We start from the raw sequence: 24,152 nt of genomic DNA, 5'->3' as shown, positions 1-24,152 counted from the left end.
AAACAGAATAGAAAAAATATTGAATTTTATTTATAATTGTAAATAAATATATATTTCCAGGAGGTTGAACATGACTCATTTTGAAGAAAATTTAAAAAAGTACGCGCAATTAGTTATACAAATTGGGATTAATATTCAAGAAGGACAAACTCTCGTTATCCATGCCCCTATTACATCTTCACGCTTAGTTCGTGAACTATCAAAGCAAGCCTATAAATCTGGAGCAAAAAATGTCCATGTCGAATACTCGGATGAAGATTTAACGTTAATTAAATACTTACATTCACCACTAGAAGGTTTGAAGGAATTCCCTCACTGGAAAGCAAAAGGACTTGTTGAATTAGCGAAAAACAACGCTGCCTTTTTGTATGTTGATGCATCTAACCCTACTCTTCTTCAAGATATTGATGCAGAACGACTTGCAATTGCGATGAAAACAAGTGCAGCTGGTATGAAGGAACTGACCGAATACCGAGTTAATAGTCAATGTAGTTGGTCTATTATCTCTTTTCCAACCACCGAATGGGCGTCGCAAATCTTTCCTGAACTTAGTGCTGAAGAAGGTGTCAATAAATTATGGGAGCTTATCTTTACAACTACAAGAGTAACTGATGATAATCCAATACAGGCATGGCAAAATCATATTCAATTATTAAATAGTAAAGCACATCATTTAAATGAGAAAAAGTATAAAAAGCTGCACTATAAATCTGATAAAACTGATTTAACGATAGAACTTCCGGATACTCACAAATGGTTAAGTGCACAATTTCAAAATAAAATACATACTCCGTTTATACCGAACATGCCTACAGAAGAAGTATTTACTGTCCCATTAAAAACTGGTGTAAACGGTGTAGTAGGAAGTACAAAGCCCTTAAATTATGGCGGTACATTAATCAATAATTTTTCTCTTACTTTCCGTGAAGGAAAAGTTGTTGATTTTTCAGCCGAAACTGGTTATGAAACTTTGAAAAAATTATTAGAAACAGATGAAGGCGCCTTGCACTTAGGAGAAGTTGCGCTCGTTCCGTACGATTCACCTATCTCTAATACAAACGTTATCTTTTTCAACACATTGTTTGATGAAAATGCATCCTGTCATCTTGCATTAGGCAGTGCACTCCCTATGTGTATCAAAGACGGTATTCATATGAGTAAAGAAGATCTGCAAAACAATGGATTAAACGATAGTATTACACATGTTGATTTTATGGTTGGATCTGCCAACCTCGATATTGATGGTGAAACATTAGATGGAAAATTTGAGCCTATCTTTAGAAATGGTAATTGGGCATTTTAATTTTTTGTTTCAAAACATAAAAATATATCAACTTTTCTTTCAACAAAAACACACCGTTCAAAATGAGAACGGTGTGTTTTTAAATGTACAATGTACCACACTTTAGTACCTATTAAAAAATATATAAATCCATTTTAATTTTTCGACATACAAATTGCTGCCATGCACAGCCAAATGCTCTGCGCCTCTTAAAAAAGACCGTTATATGTGGTCTATAATCGATACGTTTATAGACTGACCGCTCGCTCTGCCGTTATATTGCTTTTTCAAACGAAATATGAAATTCTGTCCACTCTTTTGTTGACTTACACGTAATGTACCCTTTATGTTTCTCCACAATTTGTTTACAAACAAATAAACCAATTCCAGTTCCTAACTTCTTTGTAGTTACAAATGGTTCAAATATTGTTTCTATATTTTCTATTGGAATCATCGGTCCGTTGTTTTTAATAAAAATATGTATTAATTCTTCATCTTCACAAATTTCAATAACAATTCTCTTGCTTTCATCTATTCCTTCAAGAGCGTCAATAGAGTTCATTAAAATATTTAAAAACACTTGTCTAACTTCGCTTCGATACCCTGTAAATGGTATTGGATACGGCAAATTTTTCTCAATAGAAACATTTGCATTCACTAAACTCGGATATAAGAAATGAATAATATCATGAAATAAGTCATTCAGCCAAAATCTTTCTGCTTCATTCCATATTTCTTTTTTTGATACAAGTAAAAATTGAGAAATTCTAAAATTTAATTGATCAAGCTCATGTGAAATTATATCTAAATACGGAAGATTCGGTTGATCTGATTTTAACAATTTTACAAATCCCATAATAGATGTTAATGGATTACGAAATTCATGAACGAAACTCGCTGACATTTGCCCTAATATTGTCAATCTCTCTTTATGTGTTTCATTAATAAATTTTTGCTTTTCTTCCAAATTTTTCGAAATAATCTCCGAATATTTCAGAACTGTATAATAAATTAAACGATCAAAACAAATATGTATCTTACCCATGATTGGTTTCAATTCACGAGCGTTCACATCCAATTCACACATCGCTTCAAATAATTCATTCCGCCCTACATTTGCATTATAGACAAAATCGCCAATATTTGCGTCTGCCTTCGCACGTTCAATGGCAATTTTCTCACATAATGGTCTAATAAGCTCAATATCTTTCTCACTCATAATAAGCTCAATCATTAATGATAATATTTCTTCTCCGTTCTCAACGATTTCTTGTTTAAAAGGATCATTTTCTGAAATAATAATTTTGTTTTTCCATTTCTCTACGAATTGCTGATTATTAATTTTTAAGTACGTACAAAACATTTTACTAATATCCTCGATCGGAAAAACCCCCATTCCCTCCATCTCCATACGAAAAATACCCTATATATATATTTTGAATATTAACACAAAAAACATTTTTCGTTAAGACACTATTGTCACATTTTGTTATTTCATGTTGATAAAATTTTTCAATATAGTATGTGAAATTATTTTTTTTGCATCCTTTTCATTTTTTTCATACAATATAAACAGGAAAGGTGTGAAAAAAATGATAAATAAAAATGTGGAAGACTATCTTCAAGAAGGCATTCACGGCCAAAAACAAAACAAACCTGAAGAGCGTAACATGTTTTTAAGCACATTGCGTGAACGTGTAGAAATAGCATTAACGATCGGACAAGTGATGCAAAAAAGCGTATATCCAGAGATTAAAGATCGTATTAGTTCTTCTAAAGGATTAACATTGTATGTGAACGGTAACATCACTTATCCACATTTATCTAAATACATTACATTAGCAAATGAAAAACAAGTGCCTTTTACAATTGTACAAAATAAAGATGCAAATACACCAATTGGACTTGTTCTCGCACATAATACAGCAATTGAAAAAGAACAGATTTATGTAGAAGATGAAATATACAAGCAAGAAATGAACTGACAAAATACGCCCGGCCTCTAAACGGGCGTATTTTGTACGATAAAGTGAAACTTCCGTCAGTGGGGGTTTTCTTCATCCCCCACTGACGGTTAGTTGAACCAATCGGGCTTTTACGGGCAGTTATCCCCCACCTATCTTCTTTGCTTCTCTCTGAATCTTGAGGTGGGGGTCTTACTGCCCACGAATAGCGGGATAAATAAAAAACCTCACCTTAAAGGTAAAGGTTATGAACTGACTTGTTCTTGAAATGAAACGGGCTGTTCTACTACCTCTGCAGACTGAACTGTAAGTTGCTTTGTCACTTCAATTTGTTTAATGTAATATCCATCTAATTCAACAATACGAAACTTATAATTTTCAATATCGATACTATCACCTTGTTCAATTTCAAGATGTTCTGTTAAAATCCAGCCTCCAATTGTATCAACATCTTCATCGTCGATCGCAAGTCCTAACAATACATTCACTTCACTAACAAGTACCTTTCCTTCTAAAATTAATCTTGTTTCGCTAATGCGCTGAATTTCTGGCTTTTCATCTGTATCAAATTCATCCTGTATGTCGCCAACAATTTCTTCTAATATATCTTCAACTGTTACAATTCCCGATGTCCCGCCGTACTCATCCACTAAAATTGCCATATGCGTGCGTTCCCGTTGCATTTTCACAAATAAATCATGAATAGCGATGGATTCAATAATTTGAATAATTGGACGAGCATACTGCGCAACAGTTTCTTTATTATTTGTGCCATTATGTTTCACAAAATCTTTGAAAATATCTTTAAAGTTTACAAAGCCAATAACATGATCTTTGTCACCGTCAATGACAGGATATCTCGTATATTTCTCATTTGACATCATTTTCATTGCTTCCATAACAGATTGCTCTTTCTCTAAAATGACCATTTCTGTTCGTGGAACCATTATTTCTTTCGCTATTCGATCGTCAAATTCAAAAATTTTATTCACATATTTATATTCTGATTGATTAATTTCACCATTTTTATAACTTTCTGATACAAGCATACGTAACTCTTCTTCTGAATGTGCTGCTTCATGCTTTTGCATTGGCATTATACCAAACATTCTTGTAACTATACGCGCTGAACCATTCAATGTCCAAATAAAAGGATACGCAAGTCGATAGAAGAAGATAAGCGGTCTTGCAACTGATAAGCTAATTCCTTCTGCCTTCTGAATCGCCAATGTTTTCGGAGCTAGTTCGCCTACAACAACATGAAGAAAGGTAATGAACATAAAAGCTAGAAAAACAGATAATATAGATGTCGCCGAGGGAGGCACTTCCAATTTTGTAAAAATCGGTTCCAGCATACGTTTCACTGTCGGTTCTCCTAGCCAACCAAGGCCGAGTGCTGTCACTGTAATCCCTAACTGACATGCTGATAAATACTCGTCTAAGTTTGTAATGACTGTTTTCGCTGCAATTGCACGTTTATTTCCTTCTCCAATTAAATAATCGATACGTGAGCTCCTAACCTTGACAATTGCAAATTCAGCTGCAACAAAGAAAGCAGTTAAGGCAATTAAAACAATCACCATACTTATACTAAATATGTCCAAATACGTTTCCTTACTCACTTTGTAAGTAAGGAAGCCACCTCCTAATTGTTTTATTCTAAAGAAAAGACTACTCTAACAATCTTACAAGTTTCTACACTAGTAATTCCCTTTTATACATTATATGCATACATGATAAGGATATTTACGTTTATGATAACGAAACTTATACTCTCCGTCAAATAAGAGAAACAACTGAAATTATATACATACAAATTAAAAAATCGACATAAAAAAAACACTCTTTCTTTCCGGGATGGCGAGAGCAGCTTGTCAGGCATAGAAGCGGCCAGGTTCTTATTCTATGCCTGGTAAGGTTTAAAACAAAAAAAAGCAAGTAGCGGTCATATTGTATTTTGCATAGAAGTGACTTATATGTCGAAAAATCAAACTAGATATATATAGACATTTTTTTCATTTTCGAGATGTTTCTATCCTAAAAAAATTTATTTTTGTCAAAAAGCACTTTCTTTGCCGATTCCTCGCTTCTTTTGTCAGCTATGCAGGGAACAAACAAGTTATCACGAAACCTTCTAATTAATGAAATATAGGAGGGGTTATTGTGGAGTATAAAACGCCGATGATTGCCAAAACGTTAGGGATTAGTCCAAAAGCTGTTATCCGCCTTGCACAGCAAATGGGATTAGAGTTAAAAAAGAATAAATTTGGCCACTATGTTTTTTTCGAAAAAGATTTACAACAAATGCTTGATTTCCAGCGATCTGCACCAAGTCAAAATCATGAACCATCTTCCTATCATGCTGCTGAAGCAGCACCGTCAAATGAAATGGAACAGTTTATAAAAGAATTAAAACATCTATCCTTACGATTAGATCGGCTAGAAGAAAAATTACACAATAAAGCAGATGATGTCGTAAGTTATCAGTTGTTACAACACCGAAATGAAATGGAAGAAATGTATGCAAAAATTAACCAATTAGAAGCAGCACTTAAACAAAAAGAATCTATCTATATTACACAGGAAGTCGCAGCGTCAAAACAAGAAGAAAAACCAAAACGTCGGAAAATGCTTTTAAGTATTTTTGGATTTTAATACACGTAATGAAAAAGGTGACGTTCATTGAACATCACCTTTTTCATTATGATAACATCACTTTCATATCTTCTTCTGCCGTTGTAATGAGTTTTAAACGAAATGCGTCCTGTAACACTTGTAGTACACTTGGTGATATAAACTCCGGTGCTTTCGGGCCGATACGAATATCTTGAATACCAAGGCTAAATAATCCGAGTAAAATGGCTACAGCCTTTTGCTCAAACCAAGATAATACAATGCTAACTGGCAATTCATTCACTTCACATTGAAATGCTTCTGCTAAAGCGGCTGCAATTTTTACTGTTGAAATCGAATTATTACATTGTCCGAGATCAATATAACGCGGTATATTCGTTCCTGGTACAACACCATAATCTACGTCATTAAAGCGGAATTTCCCGCAAGATGTCGTTAAAATAACTGTTTCTGCTGGTAAGGATGTTGCTAATTCCCGGTAATATTCTCCGCCTTTGCCAGGTGCATCACAGCCAGCAATGACGAAGAAACGTTGAATTTTACCAGCTTTCACCGCATCAATTATTTCTGGTGCAAGGGATAATACAGTTTCATGGTGAAATCCCGTTGTTAACTGTTCTTCTGACTCCATTTGGACATCTGGAAGCTCCAACGCCGTTTCAATAAGCGATGTAAAATCATTATTTTCAATCCTACGTACTCCTTCTAATCCTGCAACATCATAGGAAAAGAAACGGTTTGCATATGTTCCTTTAATTGGCATGACACAATTTGTCGTTGCTAATATAGCTCCTGAAAATTTTTCAAATAAACGACGCTGATCATACCAAGCCTTTCCGATATTCCCCTTTAAATGCGTATATTTTTTCAACTGCGGATAGCCATGTGCTGGCAGCATTTCAGAATGTGTATAAATATTGATACCTGTTCCTTCTGTTTGCTTTAATAACTCTTCTAACGCGAACAAATTATGTCCTGTAACAACAATCGCTTTTCCATAGGCGCGATTTTGTGTAATTTGTACTGGTTCTGGCACTCCGAAATGATCAATATGTGCCTTATCAAGTAATTCCATCACATGAATTGCAGCTTTCCCAACTTTCATTGCCATATCTAAATGTTCTTGTTCATTAAAGTTTGAATTTGTTAACGTCATATATAATGCTTCATTTACTACTGCATCTACAAATGGGTCTGTGTACCCAAGCTGCGCTGCGTGGGTACGATATGCAGCAATTCCTTTTAATGCAAAGACGATAATATCTTGTAAACTTGCAATGGTTTCATCTTTTCCACAAACTCCGATAATTTTACATCCTCCGGTAGACGTTTGTTCACATTGATGACAAAACATCATTCCCATCCCCTCTCTAGCAATCTTTATAGTGTAAGCGTAATACAAATCACTATCGAAAGATGTGATGAGAATCACATGGAATAATGCAATTATGTGACAATAATTACCTTGTTAACATAATTTTTTTACTGTTTTCTTTAATTAGTGCTTGTGCATGTTCATTTCCTTGAATCACGTCACGAAATTCTTTCAAGGAGTACATATGTGTTAATCCTTTCAAAACATGAATACAAACTGGTACACCTTGTATCTCATCATTAACAGGAAATGCATCATCAATTGGTTCTATTGGAAACCCTAATGAACGTAAGTACATATACATACGCTTTGTTACAACCGCAATATACCACTCTGCTTTAACTTCTAATGCATGTATAAATAAAATCGTCGCAAGTTGTTTAAATTGCCCACGACCGCGAGATGTTTTTGCAATACTTAACTTTCCAACTTCGTACAAGTTTTTTAACCCTTTTATATATTCATTTTCAGAAAACGGATAAAAAAACTCGGAATTCGATTGTTCAGGTGTTGTATAATTTATGCATTCAATGGTTCCGATATAATGATTGTCCTCTATCAATAAAAATCTTGAAGGTGTTAAATTTCGTTCTACAAACATTAAGTTTCGTTCTTCACAAAAATCTCCCCATAATTGTTCGAACCAAAAATGTTCTTCCTTTGTTTGAACACGTTGGAACATACTTCCCCGCCTTTCCCATCGCTATTTACTTTTGTTAGCGCTTTCACAATCTATCATATAAAAAGGTAACTTGCTATGCAAGAAAAAATATTTTTCATTTAAAAATAATGGTTCCTAAATTATTTTTAAATTTATACAAAAATCCCCTGAAAAACATGTTACATCTTGAGAAGGCCCTACACATCTCAAATTTCAAAAGAAAAACTGACCAATCAGGGGATAAAGTGTAACATTATTCCCTTATCCCCGCCAGCCATCTCTGAAAAATGTTCACTAATTCTTTCTTCCCCGCTAGCCTCTCTTCTCCTTTTTTTGTTTTATACGGATACAATTGTAAAAATACACCGCAACCTGCTTCAATTTTTTTGGCATGCAAATGACTGCCTGGATATACACATATAACTTCATAAATTGCACGGCGGTGAAATAATCGTTTTCCATCCTGCTCTTCTACGTATTTAATTGACCAATATTTGTACATCTGCTCGGTTGCTTTCGTATTTCCAACTGGCTGAAAAATGTTATACATCGGACTATATTTTACTTCAATAATAATTGATGATTGATATTCATAAGCAGTTTCCCCTCGCTTATAACAATCGATACGAATATCCGGTTTTTTTGTATCTTCTCCATTATAAAAATGGCTCTGTTTACTAAGTGCAATAAGTGGATGGGTTTCAATTAAATCATTGAATGCCACATGCAGCTGCAACTCTTCGTTTTCTAACACGATTATTGTACCATCTTGTAAACCGTCTAAATAGAAATACGATTGAATTTGTTCTGCAATTGACGGAACATCGTTAAAGCCAATCTCCTGTAAAATTGCCACAACAGTAAAATATGCATAGTACTCATAAATTAAAAATGTCGGCTTATAAACAAATAAAAATGATGGTTCTATTTCATTGTGCTGCGGTAAAAATTCAAGCTGACGTAATAACTGATGATAAACAGGGGGGAGTGTATGTGTTGTAAGCGTAGCTTCTTCCCGAACACCTCTCCAAAATGGTGTGTATAAAAGATGTGAAAAATACGTAAGTATACTTTGCAAAATGGAATATAGCACTTTATATTCTTGAATTTTCATCGCAATTTTGCGCAAATCAGTGTCTTTTAACAAATGAATATTACTATATTTTTGTTTGTCTCGCTCAGTTACAGAGCCATTTCGCTCAATCATTTGCATAATGGTATGCACTGCTTTTTTCTCTTCTCTTCGCGTTTGCTGTGCCCTCTCTAATTTCTGAATCGTTTCACGTAAAAACAAATCAATTTCTAATAGCTTATTATAAAACAACTTCGTTTTATATTTTACATAGCCATTTTCATTACAGTGCTTTTGCTCTGTAAATCGGCGATTAAATCTTTTTGCATACGGCTTTTTCTCATGTGAAATGATGCTCTTTCTTGTGGGCTTTCTCTCTTTTATTTCCCATATATATTCTTGTTCAAAAAATTTCTTATGCTGCACTTCATAATATAACTGCTTTACTTTTTTCATTTTTTGCGGCAACACACGTAGCATACGCATATATGAATAATCTTCAATCTCTGCAAACGTAACAAATGTCTTTTTATAATATCCCCGATCTAAAATGACTCCACCTAGTATAGACTTTACATATTGCTGAATTAACTCTAGTTGATCGTCAAAAAAATTTTTCGGAACGATTTGAAATGCTCCGTAAAACAGCTCTTCTCCAATCTGCACTTCAAAGTGATATATACCGCAGCGCCATGGATATGTATAATCCGTTTTTCCGTGCTCATACAGTAAAACGGTACGCTGTTTTTCATGCAGTTCATATTTCCATTCCATATGGTGCTTTTGGCCTTCATATACTTTATTCCAAATAAACGTAACTTTAATAGGATATTGTGATTGTATATGTAACCGAAGCGGTTTTAATTCTTGTACTTTGTACACACATGAAGAAATTGTAACTGGTGAAACACAAAGTTTATTTAAAACAATATGTTCCCCCTTCTCTCCTGCTCCTACTATCACTTTCAATACGAAAGGAAGCCTCTCCCCTGTCTCTATAATCTCTGTCTCATACGGACTTTCATTTAACATATCCGTACAGCTCCAACTCTCGCTGTTTTTGTTTCATATACAGCAGTGAGTGTTCAAAGGTTGAAACACGATTTGCAAGTGATGACTGTAATAATTGTACAAGAGACATCTCTTTTTTCCCCTCTTCACGAAGCAATGCCCCTATTGTCGCTTCTGTGCCACGTAACTTCGTTAAAATACGTTGTTTTATTTGTAAATCAAATGCTTCTTCACGACTTATTAACAAAGATTCTCCTTCATCATACGGAATATTTTGTAAATAAGATGCAATTGCCGATGCAACGCGAAAAGAAATTCCTTTTGAAGCATCGTGAAGAAATAACAGTTGATGCACTTTATCTAATAACTCCAACTCTTCATCTGTAAACACGTCAAGCATTACCTTGTGGTGAACCCAATTCATTCGAAATTCTAATGCTGAAACAGATAATGCACACGGAATATTTATCATCTTTCTCTCCACTATACTCATCTCACAAAATGGGATTTTTTGAAGGAATACGACATTTACACGGTCTAATAAACGGTCAGATAGCTCCTTTGTTGTTTCATCAAAATTAACTGTACCAATAAATATGACATTATCACCAATTTCTATTTGCGGTGGTACATCCTGTTCTTTTTCATTACTAGCTGCATATAAAGTTAAAATACGATTTTTCCGATTTAGCTGCAAGAGTGATAGAAAAGGAGTAAACCAATGTTCAATATATGACAAGTTCATTTCATCAAATACAATCATATATAATTGATTTGGATTTTTAGCGGCATCTAACAGTGTTCGAACAAGTTTAGTTTCACTTTCCATATACGTTCCATTTGAATGAAGATAACCTAATACGTCATGCGGTTCTTGATACGATGGTGACACAGGAATCCAAATGAAATCTTTCCCAAACGTTAATCCGAGCGCTTCTGCATAGGCTTGCACAAACTGTGATTTTCCGATTCCAGGCATACCACCTACTATTGTTAATAAATTTGTCTTTACACAAATATGAAAATTGTAAATATCGATTTCATCAATATATAATTCTTTTTCTGTGATAATTTTCTTTACGTATTGTATAAAAGAATACTCACGTTCATTCCATTCATTTCTCTTTTCTTGTTTACGTGTATCGCTGATTTCAATTTGTTTTCCATTCTCTTTTATTTGTTTTTCTAATTGTTCATATACTTCTGCTCGAACAAAAAACAAACTATTCTCTACATTCATATCGACATACTGCATCCAATCATCCATATCGAGGTAACGAACATCACGCCTCAGTTCTCGATATGTAATGGTACTAATAGAAGGTTTTAAAGATACATTTCCATATATCCGCCCTTCATGCCATAGCAACTCTGGCGTACCAAAATCATGCGGGAATTTGGGCACTAGAAATGAAACATATCCTTTCCCAAGTTTTCTTTCAAATACTTCTCTCGCTTTTGGGACTGATAGTTTAGGAGAAGGAATCATTTTATAGGAGCTTGCAATTTCTCTTTCTTCAGCAGCTATTAATTCTGCATATAAAATGTTCTCCATATAAGAAAGTTGGAATAGCAACAATTGTTTTTCTCGTCTTCCTTCTTTTATACTGGCAAAGAATTTTTCATTTTGTTTACTTTTATATAAACCCTCAAATATATGTGAATCTTCTCCAAAAGCCGCTTCAATTATGTTTGGGATTGGCGAAAGACAAACGACAAAAAATGACCCTTTCTTCTTCTTTTTCTCTTCTACAAATTTCCCAATAAAACGCATATGCTGTAATCTCTTTACAAAGCTTGGGTGAAGAGCTTTCTCAAGTTTCATCTCGCTCACCTTCTTTTTTCAATGCTTTTATCCCGTTAGTCGCGGGCAGTAATGCTCCCACCTCACATTCTGGACGAGCCACTTCCACATTTCTTTGTTGTCCAGCTCTAGCGGCTTAGAATCTCCGGTCATTTCGCCCCCTCGGACGAGGCAAAAAGCACCACTCTGCCTTATGCGTGGGCGTCCTGCGATTCTGAGCAAGCTGCTTCCGCTTTTCTTAAGAAGTTAGGTAGGAGATAAACTACCCGTAACCCCCCACTGATTAAAGTTTCACTTTATCATTGTATGAATAATAAGAGCAAACTAGAAATAAAAAAAACTGACACTAATTGTCAGTTCAAATGTAAGCCTTCTTTTTCTTGTGAAATTGCATTGTGAGCAATCTTCATTTTCGCTAAAACATAACGTAATGTATCTTCTGCATTCATATCTTCATGTACATGCATATTGGCTAAAACTTCTACAGAACAAGCTAAATTTTCTACCGCTCCGCGCAGTTCGGGATGTCGATTAAAGAACGCTTCTTGCACTAATAATTTCTGAATATCTTTAGCTAACTCTACAATCCGCATCAATTTTTCCTTTTCTTCCATAACAATCCCCTCCTACACATTATTAAAACTATATATTCTGTTTATCCTTAAAAATTCCTGCCAATTTTTAAAATTAACACGTAAGAAACCTTATTCACCCACTAAAAAGGCGTTAGCCTTAAGATGGGAATCAATGATCCAATTTTTTTATTATAAAGATGGAAATTTTTAAGTGTTGTTTGCTCAAAAATCTTACTTGTCTCCTACGAAACCATAATTTCATAAGTACTATAAAAGTTATAGCTTATAAAATAAATCAAATAGATTATTTGTACAAACACTTTTCCTTATTTGTCATTTTATATACTATAACTTTATAAAGAAGAAGAGTTATATATATATGTGTAATTCTGCGAGTAATGGATGTTGTCCTTTATCTCAATTTGTTGTTGATAGTATATGTGGCATTTTTGATACAGATCTTATAATAAATGTTTTTAGTGATTCTACTGGATTTCAATTAGCGACGATTACGATAACAATTCATACAACATCATTGGTTCAGTTGTTTTAGTTATTCATGAAAAGAATGAAATTTTTTTTGAAAACAAACAATATATAAGATAAAAAAACCTGATTTCTAAAATATCTTAGCGTATAATATCCGCGTTTTATCGTTAAGACCCTATGCCCATCAACTTAAGATTTTAAAATTCCCCAAAACAAAAATTTTGTGCATTATGCTCGTTTTTATTGTTGGTTATGATTGGTAGGGCCATTCTCCATTAATAATTCGTAGGAAAGAGATAAATATTAGAAAAATTGTCAATGAAAATTCATGTAAACCCTCTAAAAAAATCTTACAATCAAAGCAGAGAGACTTTGGAACGGGAGGCACTAGCCATGAATCGAATTGAACGTGAAGAGAAAACAATTAGCATTATGATTGATATGTATTGTAAAAACGAACATGAACAAGATACTATATGTGAAGAATGTCAGAAGTTAAAAGAGTATGCTTATTTTCGTTTATCAAAATGTCCATTTCAAGAGAAGAAGCCAGCATGTCAAAATTGTAAAATTCATTGTTATAAACCAGATATGAAAAATTTCGTTAAGGATGTTATGAAGAAGAGCGGACCGAAAATGATTTTAAAACATCCATATTTCGCGGTCATGCATGTTATTGACACAATGAAGAAGGCTCCTGACTTACCGAAAAGAAAAAAGAGCTAAAAAATCAATTTTATTATTTCTTTAGGTCTATTTGTCGTTTACATATAACAAGGATTTAACAAAATGAGCCAAAAACGGCCGTTTAAGGAACTTTATTGAGTTCTAACGAAACTAACAGAAAGATGGTCAAAAACCAGTTCCGAAACTCATTACCAAAAAAAATCCCGTAACAAGCATTAAATATCGTTTAACCGATGATCAAACGCAAACACGTCTGAAAAACCAAGCGATACGCGAAAAGAAGAAAGGCATTATCATGAAGGATAAAAGTAAACGTTTAATGGGCATGCGTTAAGACCCCTTATTGAAAAAATTAATAATTTTAAATGACTGTATTGCTAAGACATCCTTTTTAAGGATATTTTACCCCCATCCAAACCAGGACGGGGGTATGTGTGTTGGAAGTATTAAACTTAAACAACTTGTTGTAATCTTAACACTTCCTTTTTACGGGTGGTGACAGCTTTGCTGGCCCTACCCTTTTTGTATATTGATATTTTTACATTCCAATCTTGCCAGCAACGAGCATATAAATAGAAACTACTGCTGCAAGTAAAATGATTATCATCACATACCGTTCAGCGCGAGTAAAACAGCGATTTCCTTGTTCTTTTCTTGCAGCAACATATACGATAAGTCCGATGCCATATACTAAAGAAACAAGTAATAAATTTTTTAATCCTGCTGCATATACAAGCCAAATCCCATATAAAGATGCCATAGAAGCAAGTATCCCATCTTTCCATCTGTTTCCTTCATATGCTTTTGTAATCACTAATTTCAACTGATATAGTGCTGAAAATACATATGGGAGTAAGATTGATGTTGATGCAATAAAATACATGATCTGATATGTGGATGCTGAAAATAACACAATAATAAATAATGTTTGGGCAACACAGTTTGAAATCCATAATGCCATATGCGGTGTATCTTTTTTGTTTGTTTTCGTAAATACCTTCGGAAATACGCCGTCTTTTCCAGCAACGTGAGAAATTTCCGAAACAAGTAAAAACCAACCAATTAATGTACCAATAAGCGAAGCAATTAATCCTAAGTTAATCACATATGCTCCCCATGAACCAACGACATGTTCTAATACATGTCCCATTGATGGTGTTTCAAGTGCCGCTAATTCCTCTCGTGACATTACCCCTAGTGATAAAACAGAAATTAAAATATAAATGCTCATTACTAGCAGTAAACCGAATACAGTTGCTTTTCCGACATCACGGCTATGTTTTGCTCGTCCTGATAAAACGACGGCTCCTTCTACCCCAATAAATACCCAAAGCGTAACGAGCATCGTGTTCTTCACTTGTCCAAATACAGAAGATAATGAGACCGTACCTTTTCCCCAAAAATCATGCGTAAATGTATCCCAGCGAAATGCAATAACCATAATCACAATAAATAATACAATTGGGACAAGCTTACCAATTGTCGCAATAAAATTCATAATCGAAGCTTCACGAATTCCAACTAATATAAGAAAATGAAGTGTCCACAATAAAAGTGATGCACCGACAATAGATGGAACATTATTACCACCTTTAAAAATCGGGAAAAAATATGCTAATGAGTTAAATAGCATCATAATTGTTGCAACGTTGCCTAATATTCCAGCAATCCAATATCCCCATGCACTGTTAAATCCAATATATTCCCCAAATCCAGCGCGTGCGTAGCTATAAATACCACCCTCAAGTTCAGGCTTTCGATATGCCAACGATTGATATACGAGAGTAAGCGGAATCATTCCTAGTCCTGTAATACACCAACCAATTAAGGTCGCACCGCTGTTTGCTCCTGCTGCTAAATCGTGCGGTAAACTAAATACACCGCCTCCAACCATTGTTCCTACTACAAGTGCGATTAATGGAAAAAATCCTAATTTCTTTTCTATTGGTATCACCCCATCTGTAATTTCTTGTTGTGCTCATTCCGTTCTATCAGGCATCCATAATATGAGTTATTTATATAAAATACGTACCTCGAAAATAACGAACTGTTTCACTTTATATTCTTTCAGAAAAACATTACTTATTCTAAAAGAAAACGAGCAAAAATGGAATACTTTTTCGAAAAAAAGTATAAGTATGCATAAAAAAGGTCGTTTATTTTTATATAAACGACCTTTTTTTATGCATTTGTAAATTAATTCTATTTTAATAATCCTTCTTTTCGTAAAAAATCTTTTGCTACATTCTCCGCTGCTTTCCCTTTTACGTTCACTTCATAATTCATTTTACGCATTTCTTCATCAGTAATTTCCCCTGCAAGTTTATTTAATGATTTTTCAATTTCCGGATATTTCTTTAACGTTTCTTCACGCAATAATGGCGCTCCTTGATATGGCGGAAACAGCCCTTTATCATCTTCTAGTACTTGCATACCGTATTGCTGTAATTCACTGTCTGTTGAATAGGCATCAATGAGATTCACATCGCCAGATTGAATAGCACTATACCGCAGCTTTGGTTCCATTGTTTTTAAATTAGGAAACTGTATATTATAAAGTGTTTGTATTCCTTTATATCCATCTTCACGATCTGCAAATTCAAGCGTAAATCCAGCTTTCATATGAGAAGAAACATTTTTTAAGTCAGAAATTGTCTTAATGTTATACTGCGTCGCTATTTGTTTTGGGACTGCTAATGCGTACGTGTTATTATATTGCATTGGCTTTAATAGCCTCATATTAAATTTCTTCTCCATCCCATTTCGTGCCTGCTCATATACTTCTTGACGATCTTTATTTTTGGGTTCTTCTTTTACGAACGTTGATAAAGCCGTTCCTGAAAACTCTGGATAAATATCGATTTCTTTAGATTTTAATGCCTCAAATACAAATGATGTTTTTCCAAACCCAGGTTTTACTTCTACATTTAAATCCGTATCTTGTTCGATTAATTGTTTATACATCTGAATTAAAATTTCCGGCTCTGAACCAAGTTTACCAGCGATTATAATGTCTTTCTTTTGTGTACTCCAAAGAAATGGTGTGATGATGATTCCAACTACAACGGCAATTGTAACAATTATTCGTTTTGGTGAACGTCTTACATGCAAGATCATGCGCAGCACACCATCAAAAAATAATGCTAATAATGCAGCCGGAATAGCACCTAATAAAATTAGAGCATGGTCATTCCGATCAATTCCAAGTAGAATAAGCTTCCCTAACCCTCCTGCTCCAATTAAAGCAGCTAATGTCGCTGTACCAACAATTAGTACCATTGCGGTCCGAATCCCTGCCATAATAATAGGCCAAGCAAGTGGTATTTCTATCTTCCATAACCGTCTCCAACCGTTCATTCCCATTGCTTCTGCTGCCTCAATAAGCGATGGATCTAGTTCACGAATCCCTGTGTATGTATTTCTTAAAATAGGAAGCAGTGCATAAATCACAAGGGCAATTATAGCTGGGAACTTCCCGATACCAACTAATGGAATTAACAATCCAAGAAGGGCCAAAGAAGGAATCGTTTGCATCACAGCAGAAGTACCAATTACCCATTCAGCAATACGCTCTTTTCTAGTTAACAAAATTCCAAGTGGAACTGCAATAAGAATTGCAAAAAATAAGGAAATCAACGAAATTTGCAAATGTTCTAAAAGGGCACTTAACAATTCTTGTTTACGCTCTTGCATCGTTTGTAAAATGGTTGTCACTTTCTATGCCCTCACTTTCATTTGCTCTACTATGTACTGAACGATATGCTGACTTGTTAAAGTACCAATATATGTACCATTTTCTTCGACGGGTATTTCTTTTTCGTGTTCTAAACGAAGTAAAGCATCATGTAGGGAAACTTTAGTCGAAAGTGGATAACCATCACCTTGTTTCCCTTCTTGTGCTAATATTGATACTATATCTTCTACTTTTTTATGATCATACCAGGATAATCGTGGTCTCCCAATAAATTCTTCTACAAATTTATTTGCGGGATTTTGTATAATTGCTTCCGGCGTATCAAGTTGGACAACTTTCCCATCTTTCATTATACAAATACGATCACCAAGCGCTAACGCTTCTTGCATATCATGAGTTACGAAAACAATTGTTTTTTGAATCTTTTTTTGCAAGTCTACCAAATCACGCTGCAGCTGCTCACGGCTTAAAGGATCTAGCGCACTAAACGGTTCATCCATTAAAACTATTTTCGGATTAGCAGCAAGTGCTCGCACAACGCCGACACGCTGCTTTTGACCGCCAGATAATTCATCTGGCATACGATCCCTATATATATCAGGATCTAACCCTACCATTTCTAATAACTCATCAACACGCTCTTGAATTTTCGCTTTACTCCATTTGCGCATTTCTGGAACAACCGCAATGTTTTCTGCAATTGTCATATGCGGAAATAGCGCAATTTGTTGTAATACATATCCAATATCCCATCGTAATTCATGAATGTTATAATCCCGAATATTTTTCCCATCAATAAAAATTGAACCTTCTGTTGTTTCAATCAATCGATTGATCATTTTCATTGTCGTAGTTTTTCCACATCCACTCGGGCCGATTAAAACAAAAAATTCTCCTTTACGGATCTCTAGCTGCAACGAATCTACAGCCTTCGTTTTATCATCAAACGTTTTTGAAACGCGTTCAAATCGAATCACAAATACAACTCCTTTTTCATTCTTTCCTCTATTCTTACGGAATTTTGAGCTATTTTCAAATGATTTGCCTTCTCAAAATAAAAAGAGCTCTATTTTGAGCTCTAATAATCGTTTAAAATTGTCTTTATGATTGCCGCATATTCACGTATATATGCCTTTTTTCTCGAACGCTTTGGCGTCGGTGCAGCAAGTGCTTCCATCTTCATACCTAAGCGGTCTGCAATAATTTTTGCTCGGTATAAATGGTAGGTGTTACTGACTACAACCGCATGCTTTATCTCATATAAATCCTTAGAAAACTTTATATTTTCATATGTACTCGTAGAACGATCTTCAAGTAAAATTCTTTCTTTTCCAATACCGTTTTCCATTAAATAGCGGCTCATACTAAGCGCCTCTGAAATATCTTCATCGTCTCCTTGTCCACCAGATACAACTACCTTTACTTTTGGATGCGAATGTAAATAGCCTAGCGCTACATCTAATCGATTTTGTAGTGATAACGATGGTTTATCACCAAATAGTTTCGCACCTAAAATTAAAACATACGGTGCTGTATGACTTACTTTCTCATTAGCAATTCTCTTCATGCGATATGTGATATACACAACGTATACTGGCGGCATTAACAACAGTAATAATAACCATTTATTCATATAGCAGTTCTCTCCCTTTTTTATATTATATAAAAGAAAAAGATGCTACAGAAGTATTTTACCTACATTTATTAAATTTCAAAAAAATAGCGAGGAGTCAATCCTCGCCACCTTCCCTACCCTTGACGCTGTCCTGCATTTTGAGCATTGCGTGCTTTCTTTGAAGACGTATGATCTTGCGTTTGATTACCTTTATGCTTCGCTGAACCTAATGCTTTTGTTTTTCCCATATCAATTCACACCTTTTTTAAATATTACATCTATAGGATGTGTTTTAGATTCGTTACTATACAACCGTTTTTTTGGTAATATGAATTCGTTCTTGCCGCTGCATTTTCACATATGAAAACGCAATACATGTTGCGCTAATTAATAATAGGCTCAGTGCATAAAACGGCACCATGACACCGATTTGAGACACAAACGTTGTAAAGGCAATAAGAAGAATAACTCGTACACCTGTACCAACAAATCGAAATAGACTATCAACACGCCCAACTATTTCATTTGGAACCTCTTCCATCATAAGCACACTTCGCGCAACACGTGTTCCTGCATTTCCCATCGCCTTAAAAATAGCAAGGCCGTATAATAAGTAAACGGATGGTTGTATAATCATTACGGTAATTGAAATTGTATATATGAGCATCGTGAATACAATAGATACTTCTGTTTTTACATATTTCATAAGAATTGGAATGCCAATTCCCGCAAGCATCGCACCAATACCGTACATCATTCCTTCTGTACCATATACCGATCCATTTGCCTTTAGTACGTCTGAAATATATACAGGCATTAAATAATTTGTCATCATCACACCGATAAACGGCATATATGTCGCAAATAAAAACCAAAATAATCGCTTTCTTTGCTTCATAAAATGAACACCTTCAAAAATTTGTTTTACGAATGGTTGTTTTCCCACTTTTGTTCTCTGTTTTGTATACGGAATAAACGATAATAAAATAAATGCTCCTACATAAGATATCATATTGATCAATAAAATCCATTTCACATCGACAATTGCAATCATAAGACTTGCAACAGCACCTGCGATGACTTGTGTTAACTGTCCCTGTATTTCCATCGTTCCACTTAATGATTTATAATGCTCCGGTGCAAACACTTCTTGGTTAAATGCGAAAATGTTCGGATAAAACACTAAGTAATAAAATGAACCTGTTATATACAGCACAATGTAATGGATTGTTTCATAGGAGTGACCTGTAAATCCCCAACATACCATAGCTAAGGCAGCGATTGCTCCAATGGCTTCATTCACTAAGAGCAACGTTTTACGAGAAAAACGATCAATACAATGTCCGATAAACGGTGTACACAAAAACATAAAAAGTGTAGACATAATTGAAATATAACCGAACGTTGTATTTCCACCTGGCGACGATACAAGCAGCCACGAAATCGTAATCATTGTAATCCCAGAGCCAATCGCTGATAGGCTATTGGCTCCAAGAATATAGTACAACCGAGAATCACGGTAAAGAGATGACATATTAATCAGCTCCTAACTGTTTTTTCAGTTCTGGAAAAATGCTCATGTATCCTTTCAGTTCTTTTAACAAATCCGCAATTAGCGGTTTCGCATCTTCTCCTAATTCTCCGTTTTGCACATGAAGACTATCAATAACAACTTGTTTCGGAATCACATTTGCATATACTCCTCTTGCCACGATGCGCATACTATTTAATGCATTTATACCGCCTTTACCGCCGCCTGCAACTGCAAGAAGACCAACCGGCTTATGCATAAACTCACTGCTTCCAAGAAAATCAAATGCATTTTTTAGTGCACCGCTCATCGCATTATGATATTCCGGCGTGCATAGTACAACACCATCTGCCTCTTTTACAAGTTTCTTTAATTTTGCTACTGCCTGTAATTCATATTGAGAATTTTCTCCGTTATATAATGGAAGTGCCTCAACAGCTAAATCATATAATTCTCCGTTAAAAGTCTGTGCAATATGCTTTGCAATGACGCGAGTTTTACCGGATTTACGTGGTGTACCATTAATAACAACTAGTTTCATACTTATTTCTCTCCCTTGTTTGAATTTGTATATTTATCTTATCAGAAAATTCCCTCTTATAAACCGTAAGAAAGATGGAAACCATTTGAGAAAATAGTATGAATAAGCAAAAACAGAAACTCATACTTTCGTATGAGTTTCTGTCATTACGCTTCCTATACAACACCATGTTTCACCGCATACAAGGCTGCTTGCGTTCGATCATCTACATGTAATTTAGCTAGGACATTGGAAACATGTGTTTTCACAGTTTGTTCTGTAATATGTAACTCTACTGCAATTTCTTTATTACTTCTTCCTTTGGCGATTTCACGCAACACTTCTTTTTCTCGCTTCGTTAACATAGATAAATGATCTTGCTTGATCTCCATTGCCGCAGGACGACCTAATAAGGCAGGTGTTACTTTTGGATGAAAATTCGCATTCCCTTGATAAACCGCAATAATAGAAGCTACAAGTTGATCCGGTTGCACTTCTTTTAATTGATATCCATCTGCACCTGCTTCTATTGCTGGAAGAACATAATCTTGTTCTGAAAAACTGCTTAACATTAGTATTTTAATAGATGAGTCATATTGTTTTATACGCTTCGTTGCTTCAATTCCGTCCATTTTCGGCATCGACACATCCATTAATACAACATCAGGTCGTTCTGTTTGAATAAATTGTAATGCCTCTTCTCCATCTCCCACTTCACCAATAATGTCAAATTCTTCTTTTGTCTTTAAAAAGAAAACAAGTCCCCTTCGGACAATATGATGATCTTCTACAAGCAGTAATTTAATTTTCAATATTTGTCTCCCCTTTATACCGGTAACTGAATCTCAATCTTCGTTCCTTCACCTAGTTTCGTTTGAATATGAAACTTTCCTTTCAACAACTCAATGCGTTCCTTCATATTTTTTAAACCAAGCGCAGAATCTCTTACTTTTTCTTTCATAAACCCTATTCCGTTATCCTCAATTTGAAACTTCAACATATTATTTTCTATTTTTAAATGTACAAATACGTTTTCGCAAGAAGCATGTTTTTTACAATTATGAAGCGCTTCTTGACTAACACGCCATAACATTTCTTCTATTTCATCGTCTATCGAAATAACTCCATCAATTCGCATAATTACATGAATACCAAGGAGCTTTCCATAATTTCGAATTGCTTCAGCAAGACCTTTTTCTAAACCCTCAGGCCGTAACTGCCAAATTAATAATGTCATCTCTTGCAGTGCCTCTTGTGATAACTCTCCTATATACGTTAACATCTCCTTTAATTCTGTATTCTTCGTCATATCCATTGTTCCTCGAGCTGTTAACATAATTGAAAAAAGAAGCTGTTTAACAGAATCATGTAAATCACGTGCTAGGCGATTTCTTTCGGCAACGACTACATATTTCCGTTCCTTCTCAACTAGCCTAATCCGTTGAATCGTTGTCCCAATTTGAAAAGCAATCGCTTCTAATAAAGCTAATTCTTCTTCTGCAAAGTGCGTTTTATGAGGAGAAGCAACATTTAATAATCCAAACCTCTCCCCTCCTGCCTGAAGTGGAATCGTCGCATGATGCGTAATACTCTCTGTTTCTCCCCATTCATATTCAATCGCATCTTCTATACGCTTACATTCAATAATATTTGTTGCTTTTTGCAAACGCCCCGCAACAAATCGATCAATACACCAACAATCACCTTCGCACATTGGTTTCTTTTCTTCCCATGTAAGTGCTGGTGGTAAATTTGTATCAACGAGCATTCGATGTGTTCCTTTTTCATCAATAAAAAAAATCCACCCTGTTTGTAAATTCATGACTTGCAAGAGCGTATGCAATACTTTTTCTAACATTTTCTGCAAATCAGTCGCTTCATTTAATAACTCCGCAATTTCTTTTAACGCTTGCAATCGATGCATTTGTTTTTCATTTTCATTCATGTTCATCACCATTTCCTATTATAACATTAAGAAATTTCTAAATACTATAAATGAAACAAAACTTATATCACTATATAAATACAAATGAAAAAATCGACATAAAAACCCTCTTTCTTTTTAGGCAAGCAAGAGCATCTAGCCATGCATAAAAGCGGTCAGGCCTTTTTCTGCCACATGCAAGGTTTAAAACAAAAGGAGCAATCGAGTACTGATCATAATTGTATTCTGCATAGTAGCGACTTATAAAGAAAAGCGGAGCCGACTGTTTAGGCTCGTTGGCTAAGGTTCTTTCACACAGAAGGTGTTTTTTACCTTCTTGTGTGGAAGGTTCTTAGACAGGAGGGCCTAGGAGGCAGAGCTAGACAAAGATGTCGAAAAATTAAAATGGACATATATAATTGTTCGAATGTCTGCATCTCTCTTTTTCTAGGAATCTTATTGCCGGCGAATAACCGATCCTGTATCTTTTCGAATATATGTGCCACTTTCACTTTTTTCTTCTATTTCATCATTTTGCGTCACTTGAATTGTTAACATATCCTTTTCAAAGTCGACTTTACTCTTTTCTATCTCCCTCTTCCATAAGAAAGGAATTCGAAAAGAGGATAAAGAAAAATATACAGAAAGAAGTTCTAAAAGAAACAATTTTTTACATTAAAATAAAAAAGAAAGGTGATAAAAAATTGAGTGTTTTGAATAAATTAATTAAACAAGCTAAAAATCCACAAGGTTTTGTCGGCTCATCTATGTTATGCATCATGAATGTCGCTCATACTAGTATGACAAAATGGGCTTTAAGTAAGGTGAAAATTAGTGAGCGTGCAATCATGCTTGATATAGGGTGCGGCGGTGGAAAATCAATACATATTCTCTCTAAAATGAATCTGGACGGAAAAATATATGGTATAGATTATTCCAAACAAGCCGTAGAAAACTCTATCAAAATGAATAAAAAAGATGTGGATTCAGGAAAAGTGCTTATCAAACAAGCAAGCGTATCGGCTATACCTTTTTTAAATGACTTTTTTGATATGATTACTGCTTTTCAAACCCATTATTTTTGGCCTAATTTAGAGAATGATGTAACAGAAGTATTTCGAGTATTAAAACCAAATGGATATTTTCTCATTGTCGCTGAGCACTATAAAATAAAGTATCATATGACAAAATTCAAAACGAAAACAGACATAGAAAAATTGCTAAAAGAAACGGGATATAACAACGTGATATTCCATGAATATAGGGGATCAATTTGTATTTTTGTAAGAAAATAACAAAACCGCCAAAATTTCT

21 protein-coding genes are annotated in these 24,152 nt (G+C 34.8%); 6 read left to right on the top strand and 15 right to left on the bottom strand.

Annotated elements, in window-relative coordinates; all coding sequences use genetic code 11:
* The first annotated feature begins 70 nt into the window (after nucleotides 1-70).
* Nucleotides 71-1,303 carry an aminopeptidase gene (locus BM211_RS06075; RefSeq protein ID WP_035430336.1) on the top strand — a complete coding sequence of 411 codons (1,233 nt, stop codon included), beginning with the start codon at nucleotides 71-73 and terminating at the stop codon, nucleotides 1,301-1,303.
* A 253-nt stretch (nucleotides 1,304-1,556) separates the two neighbouring features.
* Here the strand turns inward: BM211_RS06075 and BM211_RS06070 are convergent, their stop codons facing one another.
* Nucleotides 1,557-2,693 (bottom strand): BA2291 family sporulation histidine kinase, encoded by a 1,137-nt coding sequence (locus BM211_RS06070; RefSeq protein WP_090995781.1) that lies wholly within the window; start codon nucleotides 2,691-2,693, stop codon nucleotides 1,557-1,559.
* Nucleotides 2,694-2,874: 181 nt separating this feature from the next.
* On the opposite strand from BM211_RS06070, the gene BM211_RS06065 reads away from it, so the two are divergent.
* The gene (locus BM211_RS06065; RefSeq protein WP_090995780.1) at nucleotides 2,875-3,267 is read left to right on the top strand and encodes a YueI family protein; all 393 of its coding nucleotides are present in this window, start codon (nucleotides 2,875-2,877) and stop codon (nucleotides 3,265-3,267) included.
* Between the two features lie 224 nt (nucleotides 3,268-3,491).
* Here BM211_RS06065 and BM211_RS06055 read toward each other — a convergent pair whose 3' ends face one another.
* Complete coding sequence (locus tag BM211_RS06055) at nucleotides 3,492-4,850, bottom strand: hemolysin family protein (RefSeq protein WP_231559665.1); 1,359 nt, start codon at nucleotides 4,848-4,850, stop codon at nucleotides 3,492-3,494.
* Between the two features lie 559 nt (nucleotides 4,851-5,409).
* On the opposite strand from BM211_RS06055, the gene BM211_RS06050 reads away from it, so the two are divergent.
* A complete protein-coding gene (locus BM211_RS06050) occupies nucleotides 5,410-5,901 on the top strand; it encodes a chromosome segregation protein (RefSeq protein WP_035430344.1) in 492 nt (163 codons plus the stop codon).
* Nucleotides 5,902-5,947: 46 nt separating this feature from the next.
* Here the strand turns inward: BM211_RS06050 and hcp are convergent, their stop codons facing one another.
* The 5 genes from hcp to BM211_RS06025 all read right to left on the bottom strand — a co-directional run bounded on the left by hcp (nucleotide 5,948) and on the right by BM211_RS06025 (nucleotide 12,417).
* A complete protein-coding gene (gene hcp / locus BM211_RS06045) occupies nucleotides 5,948-7,234 on the bottom strand; it encodes a hydroxylamine reductase (protein ID WP_035430346.1) in 1,287 nt (428 codons plus the stop codon).
* A gap of 106 nt (nucleotides 7,235-7,340) precedes the next feature.
* Nucleotides 7,341-7,937: a hypothetical protein gene (locus tag BM211_RS06040; protein ID WP_035430348.1), complete on the bottom strand. Its 597-nt coding sequence runs from the start codon at nucleotides 7,935-7,937 to the stop codon at nucleotides 7,341-7,343.
* 232 nt (nucleotides 7,938-8,169) lie between these two features.
* Entirely contained in the window at nucleotides 8,170-10,020 is a 1,851-nt protein-coding gene (locus tag BM211_RS06035) for a hypothetical protein (RefSeq protein WP_035430350.1), read from the bottom strand.
* Complete coding sequence (locus BM211_RS06030) at nucleotides 10,010-11,824, bottom strand: hypothetical protein (RefSeq protein WP_035430352.1); 1,815 nt, start codon at nucleotides 11,822-11,824, stop codon at nucleotides 10,010-10,012. The genes BM211_RS06035 and BM211_RS06030 overlap by 11 nt, the downstream gene beginning before the upstream one ends.
* 332 nt (nucleotides 11,825-12,156) lie before the next feature.
* On the bottom strand, nucleotides 12,157-12,417 hold the full coding sequence (locus BM211_RS06025; protein ID WP_035430359.1) for a hypothetical protein: 261 nt from the start codon (nucleotides 12,415-12,417) through the stop codon (nucleotides 12,157-12,159).
* Nucleotides 12,418-12,757: 340 nt separating this feature from the next.
* On the opposite strand from BM211_RS06025, the gene BM211_RS26365 reads away from it, so the two are divergent.
* Complete coding sequence (locus tag BM211_RS26365; RefSeq protein ID WP_156107894.1) at nucleotides 12,758-12,931, top strand: hypothetical protein; 174 nt, start codon at nucleotides 12,758-12,760, stop codon at nucleotides 12,929-12,931.
* Between the two features lie 254 nt (nucleotides 12,932-13,185).
* Nucleotides 13,186-13,593 (top strand): nitrous oxide-stimulated promoter family protein, encoded by a 408-nt coding sequence (locus tag BM211_RS06020; RefSeq protein ID WP_141771595.1) that lies wholly within the window; start codon nucleotides 13,186-13,188, stop codon nucleotides 13,591-13,593.
* A 499-nt stretch (nucleotides 13,594-14,092) separates the two neighbouring features.
* Here BM211_RS06020 and arcD read toward each other — a convergent pair whose 3' ends face one another.
* From arcD to BM211_RS05980, 8 genes are all read right to left on the bottom strand, one after another.
* Complete coding sequence (gene arcD, locus BM211_RS06015) at nucleotides 14,093-15,520, bottom strand: arginine-ornithine antiporter (RefSeq protein ID WP_090995774.1); 1,428 nt, start codon at nucleotides 15,518-15,520, stop codon at nucleotides 14,093-14,095.
* 236 nt (nucleotides 15,521-15,756) lie between these two features.
* Nucleotides 15,757-17,268 carry an ABC transporter permease/substrate-binding protein gene (locus BM211_RS06010; protein ID WP_090995770.1) on the bottom strand — a complete coding sequence of 504 codons (1,512 nt, stop codon included), beginning with the start codon at nucleotides 17,266-17,268 and terminating at the stop codon, nucleotides 15,757-15,759.
* Between the two features lie 3 nt (nucleotides 17,269-17,271).
* Nucleotides 17,272-18,225, bottom strand: a complete 954-nt coding sequence (locus BM211_RS06005) for an ABC transporter ATP-binding protein (RefSeq protein WP_090995767.1) — start codon at nucleotides 18,223-18,225, stop codon at nucleotides 17,272-17,274.
* Between the two features lie 101 nt (nucleotides 18,226-18,326).
* Nucleotides 18,327-18,881 (bottom strand): YdcF family protein, encoded by a 555-nt coding sequence (locus BM211_RS06000; RefSeq protein ID WP_035430364.1) that lies wholly within the window; start codon nucleotides 18,879-18,881, stop codon nucleotides 18,327-18,329.
* 286 nt (nucleotides 18,882-19,167) lie between these two features.
* On the bottom strand, nucleotides 19,168-20,397 hold the full coding sequence (locus tag BM211_RS05995) for an MFS transporter (protein ID WP_035430365.1): 1,230 nt from the start codon (nucleotides 20,395-20,397) through the stop codon (nucleotides 19,168-19,170).
* Nucleotide 20,398: 1 nt separating this feature from the next.
* Nucleotides 20,399-20,935: an NADPH-dependent FMN reductase gene (locus BM211_RS05990; protein WP_035430366.1), complete on the bottom strand. Its 537-nt coding sequence runs from the start codon at nucleotides 20,933-20,935 to the stop codon at nucleotides 20,399-20,401.
* Nucleotides 20,936-21,090: 155 nt separating this feature from the next.
* On the bottom strand, nucleotides 21,091-21,726 hold the full coding sequence (locus BM211_RS05985) for a response regulator (protein WP_090995764.1): 636 nt from the start codon (nucleotides 21,724-21,726) through the stop codon (nucleotides 21,091-21,093).
* A gap of 14 nt (nucleotides 21,727-21,740) precedes the next feature.
* Nucleotides 21,741-22,859: a GAF domain-containing sensor histidine kinase gene (locus BM211_RS05980; RefSeq protein WP_035430430.1), complete on the bottom strand. Its 1,119-nt coding sequence runs from the start codon at nucleotides 22,857-22,859 to the stop codon at nucleotides 21,741-21,743.
* A 683-nt stretch (nucleotides 22,860-23,542) separates the two neighbouring features.
* Between BM211_RS05980 and BM211_RS05970 the strand changes: the two genes are divergently transcribed.
* Nucleotides 23,543-24,133: a class I SAM-dependent methyltransferase gene (locus BM211_RS05970; protein ID WP_090995761.1), complete on the top strand. Its 591-nt coding sequence runs from the start codon at nucleotides 23,543-23,545 to the stop codon at nucleotides 24,131-24,133.
* Nucleotides 24,134-24,152 lie beyond the last annotated feature (19 nt).

Source organism: Bacillus sp. 491mf (genome assembly GCF_900112415.1).
GTDB lineage: Bacteria > Bacillota > Bacilli > Bacillales > Bacillaceae_G > Bacillus_A.
Note: the sequence above shows the minus strand (reverse complement) of the source record. Positions and strands in the feature narration are given on the sequence as shown.